We start from the raw sequence: 17,712 nt of genomic DNA on the forward strand, positions 1-17,712 counted from the left end.
ATGATACTCTCCCCCTCTAAATACTCGGTAAATTATCGGTATACATAAGCACACTTGACACTAACACCACCCAAAATAAAGTTAGAGGTAAAAATACTTTCCAGCCAAGTCGCATTAATTGATCATAACGATATCTTGGTAAGGTCGCTCTAATCCATAAAAAGCAGAACAATAAGAATCCGACCTTAAATACAAACCAAAAGAATCCCGGAATACAATCTAACCACGATATATTAAAGGGCGGCAAGTAACCTCCTAAAAAGAAAGTCGTAGTCATTGCACTAACTAATATCATATTAGCATATTCCCCTAGGAAAAATAAAGCAAATCCCATAGAGGAATATTCAACATTATAGCCGGCGACTAGCTCCGATTCTGCTTCAGGTAAATCAAAAGGTAATCTATTTGTTTCAGCAAGCACTGAGATAAAAAACACGACGCCCATAGGTAGTAGCATTAAATCAATCCACCACTGCATTGTTCTTTGTGCTTCAATGATCCCACTTAAATTAAGAGTACCGGTAGTAAGTAGCACGGTAATAATAACCAGCCCCATCGACACTTCATAAGAAATCATTTGAGCAGATGAGCGTATAGCGCCAAGGAATGCATATTTTGAGTTACTAGCCCAACCGGCAATAATAATGCCGTAAACGCTTAATGAAGATATAGCAAGGATATATAAAACACCGACATTAATATCTGCAAGAACTACGCCCTTTGCAAAAGGTATAACTGCCCAGCCGATTAAACTTAATATAAAAGTTATCATCGGTGCTAAAATAAATAATATTTTATCGGAATTGGTTGGAATGATCGGCTCTTTGAATAAGAGCTTAACCGCATCGGCAATAGGCTGAAGTAATCCAAACGGACCGACAACGTTAGGTCCTCGTCGGAGCTGCATTAATCCAATAACACGACGCTCTGCATATGTTAAATACGCAACGCACAATATTAAAGGGATAGTGATTGCAACTACCTTTAGAGCGATGATAATTAACGGAAAAATATATTCAAAAAAGAGTTCTGTCATGAGAGTACCTCGGTGTCATACCGTGGCTTGACCACGGTATCCAGTAGTACAATACACGCTATATCAATATTTTTACCGGATACCGTGGTCAAGCCACGGTATGACATTATTGTCATGCTGCCTCCTCGTCTCTTGCTTCCTTAGCCTCAACGCACTTAGCCATAGTGACTGAGTTTTTACTAATTACGTCTGTCATATAATAATTAATAGGTTCCGCAGTTATAGGCTCTTTTGATAACTTATCTTTAGAGCTAAATTTAGTAAATTTATTCTCTGTAATTTTATCAATACTAGCAAATATCTTATATTCTTTAGCAAGCTTGGCTCTTACTTCTTGCAAATTATCCATTCCGATATCTATTCTTAGAGAACTGGCAAACTCTTTAATAATTTCTATATCTTCTTTAGCTATTCCTACAGACGATACTGCTTTTTCCGCTATTTGCGGTCTTCCTTCTAAATTAACATAAATTCCGCTCTGCTCGGTATAAGCAGCCGCAGGTAAAATTACGTCAGCACTCGCAGCACCTGAATCCCCGTGATGTCCTTGATATATTATAAAAGCCGATTTCAGCTTATCAAACGGGACTTCATCAGCTCCAAGCAGGTAAGCAAGTTCCAACTCTTCGAGCTTAATAGGAGTATTAAAACCGATATCAAGACCGCCAACTATAGAAGCGTGATTATGCAATATATTAAAGCCTTTCCAATCATCACGCATAATATTATATTCAGCCACTATCTTATAAATAAGCGACAATATAGCATATCCGTCATCTCTTGCATATACGCCGTCACCTAGTATAATCATCGGATATTTTGCTGCTTTAAAGGCTTTTGCAAATTCATGTTTACCGCTAGCTAACTCCTCAATTATTTTAGGGTTGCTTCCTAAATCCTGAATTCTATAAGTTTGATTATGTCCTTCGCCTATTTTTGCTATTTTTAATGAGTCGGCACGTACTCGCATGCCTATTCTGCTATTTAATATAGGTGCTATTTGTCTTGGATTCGCTCCGATTAGTAAACATAAATCAGCTTTTTCTACACCGGCAATAGTCGTATTAAATAAATAGTTTCCTCGCTCGCTTGTATCTATTTTATAGTTAAACTGATTAACACTATAGTTATTAGAGCCAAGCTTTTGCAGTAATGCTTTTAGCATAAACATTGCTTCGACAGAAGCAAGAGAGCCGGCAATAGCGGCAATTTTCTCAGGTTCTACGGATTTAATTTTATCCGCTATAATTTTTAAAGCTTCGCTCCAGCTAACTTCTACTAACTTACCGTTTTTTCTGACATAAGGGCGATCTAAACGCTGATATTTCAAACCGTCATAACTAAAGCGATTTTTATCCGAAAGCCACTCCTCATTTATTTCTTCATTAACACGAGGTAATATTCTCATTACCTCATCGCCTCTGCTATCAATGCGAATATTAGAGCCTTCAGCATCATGCACTCCAATACTAGCGGTATGTTTTAGTTCCCATTTACGGGCTTTAAAAGCATAAGGTTTGGAATTTAAAGCACCGACCGGACAAATATCTATCATATTACCGGAAATTTCAGAGTCTAAAGTTTGCTCTAAATATGAAGTTACCTCCATATGCTCGCCTCGATGAATAGCTCCCATTTCTTCTATTCCCGCTATGTCACTCGCAAATCTAATGCATCTAGTGCATTGTATACATCTATTCATTGCTGTTTTAATCAGCGGCCCCATATATTTATCTTTAATAGATCTCTTATTTTCATGAAATCTATTAGTACCTTTGCCGTATCTAAAAGCCTGATCTTGCAGGTCGCACTCCCCACCTTGGTCACAAATAGGGCAATCTAGAGGATGGTTAATAAGTAAAAACTCCATCACCCCTTCACGTGCTTTTTTTACCATAGGCGTATCGGTATGAATAACCATACCGTTACCGGCAGGCATTGCACAAGAAGCTATAGGCTTTGGTGATTTTTCCATTTCAACCAAGCACATACGGCAATTACCGGCGATTTTTAGACGCTCATGATAACAAAAATGAGGAATTTCTTTACCTGCTTGTGTACAGGCTTGATAAACGGTGCTGCCTTCTGATACTTCTATTTCAGAACCGTCTATAGTAAGTTTTATCATCTTTTATTTTATCCAATAAGTCATAGGGTTCGGATAAGCTTGATCCTCTATCATATATTTAAAACCGATAGCAACACGAAGTATATACCAAACAGCGAGTGCAAAATACAATACTACTCCAATAATGATAAACGTAAATATGAAACATACAATCCACCCAAGAACTCCAAGACAAAAAGTACGAAATAAAAACACGTAATGACTAGTAGCAAAGTTATCACCTTTATCTTTATTGAGATATGCAAAAAATACTCCAATTAACGGTAATATCGGTGCTACTATCCCGCATAGATATAATATATATACCACTATTAAATTTTTCTTACCGCTCTCGGTATATTCTTTAAGATGCTTGTCCATATTTTTACCTCTTTATGCCGTTCCCGTGTGGCGTTGTTGCATGGATATCTGAGTCGTCATTGCGAGCAGTCGTAGACTGCGTGGCAATCTCATGAAATAAAACAAACTCCCGAGATTGCTTTGTCAATTGCTACGCAATTTCCTCGCAATGACGATACCAGCAAACTACCCCTTCAAACTCTCTACCACAAAATGCATAATACTGCCGTGATTTATATAATTTATCTCATTATCCGTAAATATTTGCAATATTAAATCGATTGTTCTTATTTCATCGGTTTGTTTTTTTATCACGCATTTAACAGGATTATAAGGTCTTATATTCTCGCTTAAGCCTATAATGTCAATAGTTTCTGAACCGTCTAACTTTAAATCTAATCTTGTATTATTGCCGGTAAAAGTTAGCGGTAAAATACCCATACCTACTAAATTTGAGCGATGTATTCGTTCAAAGCTCTCGGCAATCACTGCCTTTACACCAAGCAACCCAGGTCCTTTTGCTGCCCAGTCTCTAGATGAGCCGCTACCATATTCTTTACCTGCAAAAATCACTACAGGTACATCATGAGCTTTGTAGTCCATAGCTGCATCGTAGATAGTTTGCTGCGTGCCGCTTAATTGATTTATAGTAAAACCGCCTTCTACACCTTTACACATCTCATTTTTTATACGGATATTAGCAAATGTGCCACGCATCATCACTTTATGATTTCCTCTACGTGATCCGTAAGAGTTGAAATCTAGAGGTTCTATATGATGGTCCGTTAAATATTTAGCAGCAGGGCTGGTTTTACTAATACTGCCTGCCGGCGAAATATGATCGGTAGTAATAGAATCGCCGAAAATTGCTAGAATTTTTGCAGATTTTATATCTTTCATACTATTCTCGCTTCCTATATCCTCAAAATAAGGCGGATTATTAATATAGGTACTATTCTTATCCCAATTATAATTAGAGCTAGTAGTAACCTGTAAATCTTTCCACTCTTTTGTTCCGCTAAATATATCAGAATATTTTTCTATAAACATAGAGGAATTAATTGAATTTGCAATAACTTCATCTATCTCTTCTTTGCTTGGCCAAATATCTTTTAAATAAATATTTTCTCCTATAGGCATATTTGTTAGATCTATATTAAGAGTGCCACTAAGTGCATATGCTACGACTAAAATAGGCGAACCGAGATAGCTTGCTTTAGTAAGTGGATTAATTCGCCCTTCAAAATTCCTATTACCAGATAAAACAGAAGCAACAACTAGCCCGTTTTTGTTAATAGTTTCCTCTATTTCCGGATTTAGAGGTCCAGAATTACCGATGCAAGTAGTGCAGCCGTAACCTACTAGATTAAACCCTAATTCATCTAAATATTTATCAAGACCTCTAAGATTCAAATATTCCGTTACGACTTTTGAACCAGGAGCAAGAGAAGTTTTAACCCAGGGCTTTACCTTTAACCCGTATTCTAGTGCTTTTTTAGCAAGAAGTGCTGCACCAATCATAACCGAAGGATTAGAAGTATTAGTACAGCTAGTAATTGCTGCAATTACCACATCGCCGTTACCGATTTCGTAATTCTGATTTGCTACGGCATATTTTTTATCAATGTCTTTATTTTCTAAAGCAAAATTCGATAATTCATGTTTAAAATTACTTGCTACATCGTTTAAGTTTACTCGATCTTGCGGACGTTTTGGACCGGCAAGTGAACTATGTACCGTGGATAAATCTAGCTCTAAAACCTCAGTATATTCTGCCTCATGCTCAAAATCATACCAAAGATTCTGCTCGGTTGCGTATTTCTCTACTAATTTGATTTGCGTTTTTTCTCTACCTGTTAGCTCTAGATATTTTATAGTTTCTTGATCAATCGGGAAAAAGCCGCAAGTAGCACCGTATTCAGGCGACATATTAGAAATGGTAGCACGATCGGCAATCGTTAGATTTTTTAGCCCCTCACCGAAAAACTCAACAAATTTACCTACTACTCTCTTTTTACGTAGCATTTCAGTAACAGTTAAAACTAAATCGGTTGCGGTAGCTATACCTATTAATTTTCCTGTTAGTTTTACACCGATTACTTCCGGTAGAATCATAGTAAGAGGTTGTCCAAGCATTGCAGCTTCCGCCTCTATTCCGCCGACTCCCCAACCAAGCACCGATAATCCGTTTACCATAGTTGTATGGCTATCCGTTCCAACTAAACTATCAGGATAAGCAAGCCCGTCCTTATGCCACACGACTTTTGCTAAATATTCTAAATTTACTTGATGGCAAATACCCGTACCTGGCGGCACTACTTTAAAATTATTAAATGCTTGCTGCCCCCATTTAAGAAATGCATAACGCTCTATATTACGTTTCATTTCCATTTGAACATTTTTATCGAATGAATCCTTAGCTGCGTAAGAATCAACACTTACGGAATGGTCTATTACCAAATCAACAGGAATAAGCGGATTAATTTTTAACGGATCGCCTCCTATTTTCTTCATCGCATCACGCATAGCAGCCAAGTCCACAATAGCAGGCACACCAGTAAAATCCTGCATCAAAACTCTTGCCGGCATAAAATCTATTTCCGCATTAGATTTTTTAGTTTTTAGCCATTCTTTAAATACAAGTAAGTTTTGCTTTGAACCATTAGAACGTAATACATTCTCAAATAACACTCTTAAACTATATGGAAGCTTTTTTAAGGGAAGTTCGATATCGCTTGCCGCTTTATTTATATCGTAAATTTTGTATGAAGTATTATCGACTGATAATTCTTTAAGATATTCTGAATTATGCACTTTTGACATTTGTTTCTCACTTGATTATGTGGAATGAACATCGTCATTGCGAGCAGCCGTAGGCTGCGTGGTAATCTCGTCAAATATCCTGAGATTGCTTCGTCGAATTACTATGTAATTCTCCTCGCAATGACATCAAAATAACCTTATCCCAAAACGTAGATTTTTCAAACAAACTAAAGAACCCTCAGCTATAAGCTGAGGGGTTATAAAGTGGAATCGATTAGAAATCGATCATCATTCACAGGTTCACCTTCCTGTTCATCAATATAGTGCTGTATCATTTCATCAGTTATATTACCTGAACTGACCGCCATATAGCCCCTAGCCCACAAATGATTGCCCCAAAATTGTTTTCTTAAATGAGCAAATTCTTGCAATAAAATTCTTGAGCTACTACCTTTTAAATACTGTACTAACTTGCTAAGAGATATTTGTGATTTATATGAGATAAACATATGCACGTGATCACATGATATTTTCCCTGAAATTATATATACTTCATGTTCCATACAAATCTGCCTTAGTAAATCTCTAGCCCTTTCCGCTACTTTGCCTATCAATACTCTCTTCCTATATTTTGGTATCCATATAAGATGTACTTTTAAATCATACTGACTATGACTATTCTTTCTATAACTTCTCATGTTTCTTGATATAAATTCATTGCTAAAGCAATTTCATTATATCTTCCCTTCGCCTGAAGGCGAGGGATTTCTTATCCCCGAAGGGGGACATTAATGTTGATCTGATAAAGGTTTTTGAAGTTCTAGAAGCTTAGTTGCTATTTCTGCTTCACTTAAATTCGTAACGTTAATAGCCGTTTCCGTAGCTATATTAATATAATTTGCCGTTACTTCGGTTACACCGCCGGAAATAAGATAAGTGTTTTCAGATTTATGCATGTCATCTATATAAACCTGCACTAAACCGGCTTTTAAATTAACAATCATCGGAGCGTGACCCGGCAGCACTCCAAACATACCCTCCTCACCCGGCATTGTTACCATTTTAGCTTGCTTTTCAAATGCAATACTTAAAGGAGTAATTATTTTGACTAGAATTGTTTCGTTCATATTTTGGTTTATCCTTAATGTCACCCCGTGGCTTGACCACGGGGTCCAGAAAAACGACTTGCTATATTGCTACTTTCACTGGATCCCGTGGTCAAGCCACGGGGTGACAATGTCTACATCTTCAACGTCTTTGCTTTCTCAATAGCCTCGTCCATAGTTCCGACCATATAAAAAGCAGTTTCCGGTAAATCATCGTATTTACCCTCTACAAGTCCTTTAAAGCCTGCGATAGTATCAGCTAAGTTAACAAATTTGCCTTCAGCTCCGGTAAATACTTCGGCTACATGGAAAGGCTGCGATAAGAAACGCTGTATTTTTCTAGCACGCGATACGGTTAGTTTATCTTCTTCGGATAGCTCATCCATACCTAAAATAGCGATGATATCCTGCAACGATTTATAAGTTTGTAAAACTTGCTGCACTTGTCTTGCTACGCTATAATGTTCTTCACCAACAATCATCGGATCAAGTACCTGAGAATTACTATCTAACGGGTCAACTGCCGGATAAATTCCAAGCTCGGCTATCTGACGGCTAAGTACTGTTGTAGCATCTAAATGTGCGAAAGAAGTAGCAGGAGCAGGATCGGTTAAATCATCTGCCGGTACATATATAGCCTGCACGGAAGTTATTGAGCCGTGCTTAGTAGAGGTGATACGCTCCTGTAGCTCTCCCATATCAGTAGCAAGAGTAGGCTGATACCCTACCGCTGACGGAATTCTACCAAGCAACGCCGATACTTCAGAACCTGCTTGAGTAAAACGGAAAATATTATCTACAAAGAATAAAACATCTTGCCCCTCATTCATATCTCTAAAACTTTCTGCAATGGTCAGGCCGCTTAACGCAACTCTTGCTCTTGCTCCAGGCGGCTCGTTCATTTGCCCGTAAACTAAAGCTACTTTTGACTTTTCAGGCTCTTCAAGGTTAATAACACCCGAGTCAATCATTTCATGGTAAAGATCATTACCTTCTCTAGTTCTCTCACCGACTCCTGCAAATACCGTATAACCGCCGTGGGCCTTAGCTACGTTATTAATAAGCTCCATAATTAACACGGTTTTACCGACTCCTGCACCACCGAATAGTCCTATTTTACCGCCTTTAGTATAAGGAGCAAGTAAATCAACAACTTTAATACCGGTTACTAATATATTACGCTCGGTTGACTGATTGGTAAAATCAGGAGCAGGTTTATATATAGAAGAAATATTTGAGCTTTTAATGTCTCCTTTACCGTCAATTGGCTCACCTACAACATTCATAATACGCCCAAGCGCCTCAGTACCTACAGGAATACGAATAGGACTGTCTGTATCTATTACTTCTACGCCCCGCACTAATCCTTCAGTAGAATCCATAGCAATACAACGCACCGTATTATCGCCTATATGTTGTGCTACTTCCAGTACTATCCTTTGTTTATCGTTATAGCACTCTAGAGCATTTAAAATTTCCGGTAACTCACCGTTATTCGTAAATTTTACATCCACCACCGCTGAAATAATCTGAGTAATTTTACCGATATTTTTTGTCATAATTTTTTCTTTTGTTATAATTTGTCATCCCGTGGCTTGATTGCGGGATCCAGGCTTCTCTTTACTTTTTAATGGATCCCGTGGTCCAAGCCACGGGAGATGACACAGCCTTATACCTAAACCGCCTCAGAACCAGCTATAATCTCTATCAACTCCGTAGTAATAATAGCCTGTCTTGATCTATTCAACTTTAAAACTAACTTGCTTATTAAATCATTAGCATTATTTGTTGCATTTTCCATAGCGGTCATTCTAGCTCCCTCCTCACTTGCTCTACTTTGTAGTAAAGCATAATTTATTTGGGAATTCACATATAAATTAATTAGATTAGAAATTAGATTCTCCCCCTCATATTCATAATGATCATTTTCTACTGCAGAATCATCTTGATATTTTTCTACCGGTAAAATCTGCTGCTTAGTCATAATTTGAGTCATTGCGTTCTTAAATTTATTAAAATATATAACACAATTACTAACTTCTAGATTTTCTACTGCCGACATAATTTTTTGTTTTACTTGTAGCATCAGATTTTCATCATGAATTTTGGGTAACTCAAAATAACTATCAATATAATTTACATATTGCCTTTTTAGTGCTTCGTAACCTTTTTTTCCAATAATGATAAGTTTTATTTGTTCGCCTTTATTTTCTAACTCTTTAATATCATTCTTAACTTGTTTAATTATACTGTAATTAAACGTTCCGCATAAACCACACTGTGATGTCATAACTATCAATAAATTTGCTTTATTCGGCACGGTATTAAAAAATTTCTGCTCTTCTATAGATAACTCATACATATCAATTGATAATATAGCAGACATCATTTTACTAATAGCCTCAATATAAAAATTTGAATTGGCTATTTGACTTTTTATTTTTGCCATTTTAGAAGCTGATACTAGTTGCATTGCTTTAGTAATCTTTTGTGTAGATTTAACGCTTTTAATTCTAGTTCTTAACTGCTTTAAATTTAACATAATAGTTTTTTGGTTTTTCCATTGTCACCCCGTGGCTTGACCACGGGGTCCAGTATTTTTAACTTATTTTACTGGATGCCGTGATCAAGTCACGGCATGACACAGTAGGCTTTTACGAAATTTTCTAAAAATGCTTTTAGTTTTTGCTCGGTTTCTTCGGTTATACGTTGCTCGTTTTTTATTGATTCCAAAATATCTTTTTTATTTAACCTTATCTCCGTAAGCATTTTATCTTCAAATTCTTTTACTTTCTGAAGCGGTACATCATTTAAATATTTCTTAGTCCCGACATAAATACTTACTATTTGTTCTTCTACCGGAAAAGGATGATATTGAGCTTGTTTTAATATCTCAACTAATCTTTTACCGTGATCGATTTGTGCTTTAGTGGCAGGGTCTAGATCTGATCCAAATTGCAAGAAAGACTCAAGCTCTCTAAATTGAGCAAGTTCTAGCTTTACCGAACCTGCTACCTGCTTCATAGCCTTTATTTGTGCCGCAGAACCAACACGGCTTACCGAAATGCCGACATTAACGGCAGGTCTTACGCCTTTATAAAATAGCTCGCTTTCTAAGAAAATTTGACCGTCGGTAATTGAAATAACATTTGTTGGGATATATGCGGATACGTCACCTGCTTGCGTCTCAATTATAGGAAGAGCAGTAAGTGAACCGCTGCCTTTTTCCTCTGACATTTTAGCAGCTCGCTCAAGCAATCTTGAATGCAGGTAGAACACGTCACTAGGATACGCTTCTCGCCCGGGAGGTCTTCTAAGTAATAATGAGATTTGTCTATATGCAACGGCATGCTTACTTAAATCATCATAAATAATAAGTGCGTGCATGCCGTTATCACGAAAATATTCACCCATGCTACAGGCAGAATAAGGGGCAATGAATTGAAGAGCCGCAGCTTCTGATGCAGTAGCCGAAACAACGATTGTATAGTCCATGGCTCCGGCATCTTCTAATTTCTTTACTATCTGTGCAACACTTGATCTTTTCTGCCCAATAGCTACATAAATACAATAAATTTTATCACTTTCATTAGTAAGTGAATGGGCTTGTTTTTGATTGATAATAGTATCGACGGCTATAGCTGTTTTTCCGGTTTGCCTATCACCGATTATTAACTCTCTTTGCCCTCTACCTATTGGGATTAACGAATCTATAGCCTTTATTCCGGTTTGTACGGGTTCGCTTACGCTCGTTCTTTCTATTATTCCCGGAGCCTTCATCTCGATATGTCTGTACTCTTTACTTGCAATATCACCTTTGCCGTCAATAGGATTACCTAGAGCATCAACAACACGACCAAGCAAAGCTTTTCCTACCGGTACTTCTAAAACTTCTTTAGTTCTTTTAACATTATCACCTTGCTGTACTTGGTTATCATCCCCCATAATTACAGCACCGACGCTATCATTCTCCAAATTTAAAACAAGCCCCTTAACACCGGATTTAAATTCTACCACTTCACCAGATTTTACATTAGCAAGACCGTAAATTTTGGCTATACCGTCACCGACGGTTATTACCTGTCCTATTTCCTCAAACTCACTTAAGCAATTAATATTAGCTATTTCCTTTTGTAATATTTCAGCTACTTCAATAGGCTTTAGTTTCATGTGGTTTACGTCTCCTAATTTTCTTGTCATTGCGAACGAGCATTACCCATGTGGATACTAAGTCGTCATTGCGAGCAGCCGTAGGCTGCGTGGCAATCTCATAAAATATTCTGAGATTGCTTCGTCAATTACTTCGTAATTTCCTCGCAATGACTATATAAATATCTATGCAGCAATATTAACTTTCTTTAAAGCTTTCGTTATTTTCTCTAAACTACCTTTTATTGAGTAATCTTGCAACATACTATCATATTTAATTACAATACCGCCAATAATAGTACTATCTATATCAAATAATATTTCTGTTTTTTGATTTAATTCTTTTTCTATACGATATTTAATCCATTCCTGCTCTTTAGGTTGTAACTTATTTGCAGAAATAACCTGAACTATCTTTATATTTTTACTTTCATATAGTAAAGTATTATAAGCATCTACTATATTAGATAAAATAGCAGTACTAGAATTTTTTACCAATAACAATAAAAAATTTTGTACTATTGTGCTAATTTTGATATTTTTTGCTAACGAATTGACTGCGTTAATTTTGTCGTTCTTATTTACTATAGGAGAAAATAGGAACTCTCTAATATCAAAATTATCGGTAATTATAAGGTTTATAGAAGTAATTTCTTCAAAGATCTTATCTTGTATATTATCAACCATAGCGTTATTAAATAACGCTACTGCATAATTCTCGATTAAATTACCTTTGTTCATTTTTTTAATTATATTTAAATATGTATTGCTCTATCATAAGCGGCGAGTACTGATTCATGCATCATTTCCGATAAAGTCGGATGCGGGAAGATAGTGTTAATTAAATCCAACTCCGTTCCTTCTAAATTTTTTGAAACCACATATCCTTGTATTAATTCCGTAACTTCCGAACCTATCATATGAGCTCCGAGCAACTCACCCGTCTTAGCATCAAATATAGTTTTAATTAAGCCATCACTATCACCGCTTACTAAAGCCTTACCGTTAGCTATAAAAGGAAATCTGCCTATTTTAAGCTCATAACCTAAGGTTTTTGCTGCTTCTTCAGTCAAACCGACGCTTGCTATTTGTGGCGAAGAATAAGTGCAACCGGGAATATTATGTTTATTAATAGCACACGGTTTTAAGCCCGCTATGCTTTCCGCTGCAATAATACCTTCATGGCTTGCTTTATGAGCTAAACAAGGCACTCCTGCTACATCGCCTATAGCATAAATTCCTGATTCCGTAGTTTGCATTAACCCGTTAGTAGTTATATAGCCGTTTTCTACTTTAATTTTTGTTTTCTCAAGACCTAAATTTTCCGTATTAGCTGTAATACCTACTGCCATAAGTAAAATTTCAGCTTGTAATTTTTGTGTTTTACCTGCTAACTCTAACTCAACTTCTATCGTATCTTTTGTTTTTGTTTGCTTAATTAACTTAGCATTTGTAATAATTTTTATACCTTTCTTCTCAAAGCTCTTATGAGCAATTCCGGCAATTTCCGTATCTTCAGCCGGCAATATTCTATTATGTGCCTCAATTACGGTAACATCCACACCGATACTATTATAAAATGAAGCGAATTCTATACCTATTGCACCTGAGCCGACAATAATAATAGATTTCGGCACATGCTGTGGTATCATAGCTTCCTTAGACGTCCAAATTTGTTTACCGTCAGGCTCAAAGCCTTTTAAAACCCTAGATCTTGCTCCGGTAGCTATAATAATATTTTCTGCTTTTACTGTAGGTTTATCATTTATATTTATTACCTTATTTCCTGCAAGACTTGCTACTCCTTCTATCACGGTAACTTTGTTTTTTTTCAGTAGTAACTTAACACCGCCTGCAAGCTTATTTGAAATCTCTCTTGAGTGTTCGACTATTTTCTTAATGTTGATTTCAGCACCTTTAGCATCAATTCCATAATCTTTAGCATGTTTTATATATTCAAAAACCTCAGCAGATTTAAGCAGGGATTTAGTCGGTATACATCCCCAATTAAGGCACACCCCTCCTAAATGTTCTTTTTCTATTAATACAACTTTTTTCTTTAATTGTGCTGCTCTAATTGCTGCAACATATCCACCTGGACCACCGCCTATAACGACTACATCGTATTGTTCCATTTTATTTTTATTTTGTTAGTTTGTTTGTTATGAGCATTAACGTCATTGCGAGGAGATGCGTAGCATCGACTCGGCAATCTCAGGAATCATACACTATCTCCTGAGATTGCCACGCTCCTTTCAGTCGCTCGTAATGACAAAGGAAATGACACTAGAGTATACTACTCTTCAGCATCCATCTGTTTTTTTCATGCACTTTAATTCGTCCAATAATCATATCGGCTGTACCCTCATCGCCCTCTGCTTGTGCTACTTTGAGTCCCTTATATAATGTATCTCTAATAATATCCTGATCTTTTGTTAGACTTTTAAGCATTTCATTTGCTGTTGCGTTTGGATTTGCCTCATCTACAGATGCAAGTTTTATTAAATCTGATAATGCGGGGACTTTAGCACCTAAACTTCTTATTCTTTCAGCAAGCTCATCTAAGCTTTCAGTTAAATCTTCATACTGCCCCTCAAATAATAAATGTAGACTTCTAAACTCTGCTCCTTCTACATTCCAATGATAATTTTGTGTTTTAAAATATAAAGCATAACTATCTGCTAAAATTTGTTCTAAAGCTTTTACTACTTGCATAATACCCTCAAATTTCTATGAACTTTTTGACTTTATAACATTTCTTTAGATACTTCAAGCGATATTGAAATTTATATAATTTCACCTAATTGCAATGATTATATATTAATTATTAATTTTTGTTAATAATTTCTTGACTATCAAATAAGTACTGCTTATCATGCCCTTCAATTTTAAAAATCCAAAAGAATAGCAAAATGATACATCAATTAACTTCATTTTTAACCACTGTGGCAAGAATTACTACAGCAAGAGCAACAATTGGAGACCAAGAATATAATATGCTTCAAATAGGATATAACGGAGAAAATTATTATAAGATCCTACTACAAAAAATTTAATTGTATCGAATTGTCCTAAAAACAATATGGCAGCGATGGAGTGTAGCAAAGGAATTGAATTATTAAATAGCAATATCATGAACCTAATATTTAGAGGGTTTTTCAAAGTAAAGAAAGCGTTAACTATAGACGAGGCTATTATTACTGCAGTTAATGATAATGGAGATGATATACGAGATTATATATTTAAAAAACAAGGTGATAATACTTTTGTGTATGAGGAAGCATTGATGAAAATATGTCAAGAAAATTTTCGTTATTATTCTGATCCACAAAATTATACTAAAATTTTAAACCCTACTATTGAGTATATACTTAATCTGCAGCAACTAATAACCCTATTACTACGCGAGTTTCGTATTAAGATGCCTAAATTATGGTTAATGAATATGCTATAATGCTTATCCTTTCAAGGTTTGTAAGAGGTGTGACAAGTTTTACAATTTAATAGTTATAATCAAAAAAGACAATTTACTAAAAATTTATGCAGTTTTAAGTACATTTTATAACAAAAACAATATTACTAATATCCTCGTAACCCAGTTACTATCAGCTATTCAGTTCCTCTATTAATACGAAACTCGCGTACGTATTACAAAAAGTAATTACCTTACCTGCTTAAGCTATACATTGGAAGATTTATAAAAATACGCTTACTACATGACAATTTTTAGAGATGTAAGGACTAAAGGATTGAATTTTGCTGATAATTCATGATGATAACGGGGAAAGAACTTGGTTTACATATGAAAGATCATTCCGCCCCTCTAGTCGAATTATTACAAAAACATATTTCGCTTAATGTCCCCCTTCGGGGATAAGAAATCCCTCGCCTTCAGGCGAAGGGAAGATATAATGAAATTGCTTTAGCAATGAATTTATATCAAGAAACATGAGAAGTTATAGAAAGAATAGTCATAGTCAGTATGATTTAAAAGTACATCTTATATGGATACCAAAATATAGGAAGAGAGTATTGATAGGCAAAGTAGCGGAAAGGGCTAGAGATTTACTAAGGCAGATTTGTATGGAACATGAAGTATATATAATTTCAGGGAAAATATCATGTGATCACGTGCATATGTTTATCTCATATAAATCACAAATATCTCTTAGCAAGTTAGTACAGTATTTAAAAGGTAGTAGCTCAAGAATTTTATTGCAAGAATTTGCTCATTTAAGAAAACAATTTTGGGGCAATCATTTGTGGGCTAGGGGCTATATGGCGGTCAGTTCAGGTAATATAACTGATGAAATGATACAGCACTATATTGATGAACAGGAAGGTGAACCTGTGAATGATGATCGATTTCTAATCGATTCCACTTTATAACCCCTCAGCTTATAGCTGAGGGTTCTTTAGTTTATCAAGAGCAAAATGTTTAGGATTATTTATCATTTCAATGCTTAACAGCAGGACAGTAAACATGTCATTGTTATGCAATAGAATGCCGTCTGGGATTAAAGCAGCTTCATGGTATAGAAGGATGCAAAGATTTATCTCTGAAATCTCAATATCATGGAGAGTATTACCTGTTATGTTAGTCATGATGACTGGGTTTGAGCAGGAGCAAAAATGGGTATTGTGTTTAGATAGAACGAATTGGAAATTTGGTAAACGACATATAAATATTTTATATTTAGCTGTCAGTTTTCATGGTATAGCGATCCCCCTTTTTGGAATTTTCTAAGTGATAAAAAGTGTGGTAACTCTGATTATATTGAGCGTATTGATCTGATGGAGTGTTTTTTAGAAGTTTTTGACAAAAACCGCATTGAAGCATTAACCGCTGATAGAGAATTTATAGGTAAGGAATGGCTCTCTTGGCTTAGAACAAATCAAATAAGATACGTTTTTCGAGTTAGAGAAAATGGACAATATATCAGTAATGCAAGGGGAAAAATGGTTAAAATACAAGAGTTATTTCGCCCTCTAGCCATAGGATCGCATGTGAGTTTGTCACAACGTAGAATTGGTACAAAAGGTGAAATATTTAATGTAGTAGGGATCAGAAATAAGAAGAGTGAACTTGCAGTCTTAATACATAGTGATGAGATCAAAAATCCTGCTGAGATTATATGCTCAAAGATGGCAAATTGAAACAATGTTCAAAGCTTTTAAATCAGCAGGATTCAACTGTGAAGCAACTCATATTACTAATGATTTACGATTAGATACATTGATGCAAATATTGTCTATTGCATTTTGCCTAGCTTATCAAACTGGAGAGATTATAGTTTTAGATAAACCAATAGTTATTAAAAAACATGGTTATAGGCAAAATAGTATATTTCGTGTTGGATTAGATACATTGGTTAATATCTTGTATAATATTTCTACTCAATTAGTACGTTGGATACAGCTGTTGTCCTTGATATTCCAATATCCAAAGATGATAAAATGAAAAATTGTCATGTAGTAAGAAAAATATGCAAAACAATAATAATTAATCAAGTTGTAATGTCTGTGCAGATTTTATAGATCTTTCTAGATGAGAGGATAGAAGAACAATACCACCGCTATTTGCTTTCATAACAATTAAATTATTTAGTAAATCCCTATTTTCTTTGCTTAAATTAGTTTCAACTTCATCAAGTAGCCATAAGTCAGATTGGCAAGCAATAAGCCTTGCTACAGCTACGATTTTCTGTATCCCGCTAGACAGACTATAGCATTTTTCATCTAATAAATCGTGTAATTTGAAGTAATGAATAGCAGCGTATAGGGTTTCAGCGGAATTATAAATTTCCGACCAAAATTTTAGATTCTCAAAAACAGTCATTTCAAGTTTTAGACCTAAATTATGACCGATATAAGTACAATAGGGTTTAGCGATATTGTTAATATTACAGTTTCTATAGTAGATATTACCGCTACTAGGTTGCATAATTCCCGCTATCATTCGTAGCAGTGAGCTTTTACCGCAACCGTTAGCTCCTTTTATATAGGTGATAGAAGAAGGAAGAAAAGTAATATTTAGATCAAATAAATTTCTTTGTGCCAAGTTAAATTGTAATTGATGAAGTGATAGCATGCCCTTGTCATACCGTGGTCCCGCCACGGTATCCATAAAAGCAATTTAAAATACTAATAATTTTACTAGATACCGTGACGGGACCACGGTATGATATCTG

The 17,712-nt window shown here is 35.6% G+C and carries 17 protein-coding genes and 1 pseudogene; 5 read left to right on the forward strand and 13 right to left on the reverse strand.

Going from position 1 to position 17,712, the window contains the following annotated elements:
* Positions 1-16: 16 nt before the first annotated feature.
* The 12 genes from nuoH to REIS_RS01040 form a co-directional block, all read right to left on the reverse strand.
* Positions 17-1,036 carry an NADH-quinone oxidoreductase subunit NuoH gene (gene nuoH, locus REIS_RS00985; protein WP_008579380.1) on the reverse strand — a complete coding sequence of 340 codons (1,020 nt, stop codon included), beginning with the start codon at positions 1,034-1,036 and terminating at the stop codon, positions 17-19.
* A gap of 112 nt (positions 1,037-1,148) precedes the next feature.
* The gene (gene nuoG / locus REIS_RS00990; protein ID WP_008579382.1) at positions 1,149-3,164 is read right to left on the reverse strand and encodes an NADH-quinone oxidoreductase subunit NuoG; all 2,016 of its coding nucleotides are present in this window, start codon (positions 3,162-3,164) and stop codon (positions 1,149-1,151) included.
* Positions 3,165-3,167: 3 nt separating this feature from the next.
* Complete coding sequence (locus REIS_RS00995) at positions 3,168-3,524, reverse strand: DUF4870 family protein (RefSeq protein ID WP_032139092.1); 357 nt, start codon at positions 3,522-3,524, stop codon at positions 3,168-3,170.
* A 165-nt stretch (positions 3,525-3,689) separates the two neighbouring features.
* Positions 3,690-6,326, reverse strand: coding sequence for an aconitate hydratase AcnA (gene acnA / locus REIS_RS01000; RefSeq protein ID WP_008579383.1), 2,637 nt, complete (start codon positions 6,324-6,326; stop codon positions 3,690-3,692).
* A 197-nt stretch (positions 6,327-6,523) separates the two neighbouring features.
* Positions 6,524-6,964, reverse strand: a complete 441-nt coding sequence (gene tnpA / locus REIS_RS01005) for an IS200/IS605 family transposase (RefSeq protein WP_008579210.1) — start codon at positions 6,962-6,964, stop codon at positions 6,524-6,526.
* 90 nt (positions 6,965-7,054) lie between these two features.
* Positions 7,055-7,393: a F0F1 ATP synthase subunit epsilon gene (locus REIS_RS01010; RefSeq protein ID WP_008579384.1), complete on the reverse strand. Its 339-nt coding sequence runs from the start codon at positions 7,391-7,393 to the stop codon at positions 7,055-7,057.
* A gap of 113 nt (positions 7,394-7,506) precedes the next feature.
* Positions 7,507-8,931 carry a F0F1 ATP synthase subunit beta gene (atpD, locus tag REIS_RS01015; RefSeq protein ID WP_008579385.1) on the reverse strand — a complete coding sequence of 475 codons (1,425 nt, stop codon included), beginning with the start codon at positions 8,929-8,931 and terminating at the stop codon, positions 7,507-7,509.
* Between the two features lie 116 nt (positions 8,932-9,047).
* Entirely contained in the window at positions 9,048-9,914 is an 867-nt protein-coding gene (atpG, locus tag REIS_RS01020) for an ATP synthase F1 subunit gamma (protein WP_008579386.1), read from the reverse strand.
* 89 nt (positions 9,915-10,003) lie between these two features.
* Complete coding sequence (gene atpA / locus REIS_RS01025; protein ID WP_008579387.1) at positions 10,004-11,542, reverse strand: F0F1 ATP synthase subunit alpha; 1,539 nt, start codon at positions 11,540-11,542, stop codon at positions 10,004-10,006.
* A gap of 165 nt (positions 11,543-11,707) precedes the next feature.
* Complete coding sequence (atpH, locus tag REIS_RS01030; protein WP_008579388.1) at positions 11,708-12,262, reverse strand: ATP synthase F1 subunit delta; 555 nt, start codon at positions 12,260-12,262, stop codon at positions 11,708-11,710.
* Between the two features lie 14 nt (positions 12,263-12,276).
* Positions 12,277-13,656, reverse strand: a complete 1,380-nt coding sequence (gene lpdA, locus REIS_RS01035) for a dihydrolipoyl dehydrogenase (RefSeq protein WP_008579389.1) — start codon at positions 13,654-13,656, stop codon at positions 12,277-12,279.
* A 151-nt stretch (positions 13,657-13,807) separates the two neighbouring features.
* Positions 13,808-14,236 (reverse strand): Dps family protein, encoded by a 429-nt coding sequence (locus REIS_RS01040; RefSeq protein WP_008579390.1) that lies wholly within the window; start codon positions 14,234-14,236, stop codon positions 13,808-13,810.
* A gap of 376 nt (positions 14,237-14,612) precedes the next feature.
* Here REIS_RS01040 and REIS_RS15295 point away from each other — a divergent pair, with 376 nt between their 5' ends.
* The 5 genes and pseudogenes from REIS_RS15295 to REIS_RS15305 all read left to right on the forward strand — a co-directional run bounded on the left by REIS_RS15295 (position 14,613) and on the right by REIS_RS15305 (position 16,982).
* Positions 14,613-14,975 (forward strand): hypothetical protein, encoded by a 363-nt coding sequence (locus tag REIS_RS15295; protein WP_008579393.1) that lies wholly within the window; start codon positions 14,613-14,615, stop codon positions 14,973-14,975.
* 494 nt (positions 14,976-15,469) lie between these two features.
* Positions 15,470-15,910, forward strand: coding sequence for an IS200/IS605 family transposase (tnpA, locus tag REIS_RS01050; protein ID WP_008579210.1), 441 nt, complete (start codon positions 15,470-15,472; stop codon positions 15,908-15,910).
* A 28-nt stretch (positions 15,911-15,938) separates the two neighbouring features.
* Positions 15,939-16,268 (forward strand): annotated as a pseudogene (locus REIS_RS10715) (transposase); the annotation flags it as partial.
* A gap of 47 nt (positions 16,269-16,315) precedes the next feature.
* Positions 16,316-16,678 carry a transposase gene (locus tag REIS_RS15300; protein ID WP_008579396.1) on the forward strand — a complete coding sequence of 121 codons (363 nt, stop codon included), beginning with the start codon at positions 16,316-16,318 and terminating at the stop codon, positions 16,676-16,678.
* Positions 16,679-16,682: 4 nt separating this feature from the next.
* Positions 16,683-16,982 (forward strand): hypothetical protein, encoded by a 300-nt coding sequence (locus REIS_RS15305; RefSeq protein WP_008579488.1) that lies wholly within the window; start codon positions 16,683-16,685, stop codon positions 16,980-16,982.
* A gap of 42 nt (positions 16,983-17,024) precedes the next feature.
* Here REIS_RS15305 and ccmA read toward each other — a convergent pair whose 3' ends face one another.
* Positions 17,025-17,612 (reverse strand): heme ABC exporter ATP-binding protein CcmA, encoded by a 588-nt coding sequence (gene ccmA, locus REIS_RS01065; RefSeq protein WP_037214211.1) that lies wholly within the window; start codon positions 17,610-17,612, stop codon positions 17,025-17,027.
* Positions 17,613-17,712: the final 100 nt, after the last annotated feature.

This window comes from Rickettsia endosymbiont of Ixodes scapularis, assembly GCF_000160735.1.
Lineage (GTDB): Bacteria > Pseudomonadota > Alphaproteobacteria > Rickettsiales > Rickettsiaceae > Rickettsia > Rickettsia tamurae.